Source organism: Bradyrhizobium hipponense (assembly GCF_008123965.1).
GTDB lineage: Bacteria > Pseudomonadota > Alphaproteobacteria > Rhizobiales > Xanthobacteraceae > Bradyrhizobium > Bradyrhizobium hipponense.
Genome location: NZ_VSTH01000227.1, coordinates 1 through 1,899, shown reverse-complemented (window position 1 = coordinate 1,899; position 1,899 = coordinate 1). Strand labels below are relative to the sequence as shown.

Annotated in this window: 2 protein-coding genes; both read right to left on the bottom strand. The window is 58.3% G+C overall.

All coding sequences use genetic code 11. The features are described from left to right. Window positions 1–114: 114 nt before the first annotated feature. Window positions 115–1,572: an NAD-dependent succinate-semialdehyde dehydrogenase gene (locus tag FXV83_RS40480; protein ID WP_187436515.1), complete on the bottom strand. Its 1,458-nt coding sequence runs from the start codon at window positions 1,570–1,572 to the stop codon at window positions 115–117. A 214-nt stretch (window positions 1,573–1,786) separates the two neighbouring features. After that, on the bottom strand, window positions 1,787–1,899 hold a 113-nt coding region (locus tag FXV83_RS40475), incomplete at its 5' end, for a cupin domain-containing protein (protein ID WP_148745617.1).

Sequence of the window (1,899 nt, the reverse complement as noted above, 5' to 3'; positions counted from 1 at the left end):
AAGAAAACGCTGACCTAGTGCGGCTGAGGCATCATCCTATTTGCCGCGCGCACGCGTCTCGCCGCAAAATCGAAAATCGCTTCTATTCCTCGCGCGAAACCGGGAAGCGGCGCCTTATTCCAACCCACCGACATGGAGCGTTTTTATTTCAAGATATTCTTCTATTCCGAGCTGAGATCCTTCACGCCCCAGTCCCGACTGCTTTACTCCGCCGAAAGGCGCAACCTCGGTTGAGATCAGGCCAGTGTTTAAGCCCACCATGCCGAACTCCAGCGCCTCGGCAACACGCCACGAGCGCCTGTGGTTTTCCGTGTAGAAGTATGCGGCGAGGCCGAAGGGCGTGCCGTTCGCGATCGCAATTGCCTCGTCCTCGGTCTCGAAGCGGAAAAGCGGAGCAACCGGTCCAAACGTCTCTTCTGACGCCAGGAGCATCTCGGTCGTAGCCTCACCGAGCACGAGGGGGCGGGCATATTGCCGACCATCCGGCATCCGTTCACTCTGCGAGATGATCTTGGCACCTTTGTCCAGGGCGTCCGTGACGTGTCGCTTGATCTTTTCTATCGCCGCGCAATTGATCATCGGTCCGATTTCGACGCCTTCTTCCGTGCCGGCACCGACCTTCATTTTCGCAACCCGGCCGGCGAGTTTTTCAGCAAAGGCATCGTAAATGCCGGATTGTACGAGAATGCGATTGCAGCAGACGCAGGTCTGTCCGCCATTGCGGAACTTCGACGCAATCGCCCCCTCAACGGCCCGGTCGAGATCGGCGTCATCGAAGACAATGAATGGTGCGTTGCCGCCGAGCTCAAGACTGAGCTTCTTGATGGTATCGGCGGCGCCCTTCATCAGCAACGCGCCTACGCGCGTCGATCCGGTAAACGAGATCTTCCGGACCGTTTCATTGGCCATCAGTTCGTTGCCGATTTCCGCAGGCATGCCCGTCACGATATTGATCACGCCCGCCGGAATACCTGCCCGCTCCGCCAGAACGCCGATCGCAAGGGCCGAAAATGGTGTAAATTCAGATGGCTTAATAACCACCGTGCAGCCCGCAGCAAGCGCAGGTGCTACCTTGCGCGTGATCATCGCGTTGGGGAAATTCCACGGAGTGATAATCCCGCAAACGCCTACCGGCTCCTTCAGTACCAGGATGCGGCGATCGACAGTGGGTGAAGGAATAGTCGATCCATTGATCCTGCGTGCCTCTTCCGCGAACCATTTTACGAAAGATGCCCCATAGCGGATTTCTCCGAGCGATTCAGCCAGCGGCTTGCCCTGTTCCAGGGTCAGCAAAAGCGCCAGGTCCTGCTCATGCAGACGCATGAGCTCATACCATCGCTCCAAGAGCGCTGCGCGCTCTGCATGGGACCTCGCCTTCCAACCTTTGAAGGCATCCGCCGCAGCGTTGATTGCTGCCCTCGTCTCGTCACGACCCATGTCGGGGATAGTGCCGAGAACGTCCTGGCTGGCAGGATCGATGACATCAACGGTGGCTTTTGCGCTCGCATCCCGCCAACTACCGCCGACCAGCGCTTGCTGGCGAAACAGATCCCTGTCCTTCAATGCAATCATCTACAACTTCCTTTGCCCTGGGGCCGAAGCCCGCCGTCGGTTCCTGGGTTTGCGATCGGCGAGACAACACCCGTCTCATCGGAGCAATACAGGACCGCACACCGCATTTTTCATCGAGAATGAAGCGCCCGACGGCGCTGAATCGGAGTCAGACGCGGGCTCGAAAGTCGATTGTTCTGAAAGCCGCCTGTTGGGACCGCCCTCAGCATCGCGCTCAGTCACAATGGCAGACGTAGATCTTCCGCACGGTCTCTATCGTGCGCCAGATGCCGACAAAGCCAGGTTTCATCACGAAGCTGTCGCCGGCTGCGGAATCCGAGGCAAAGC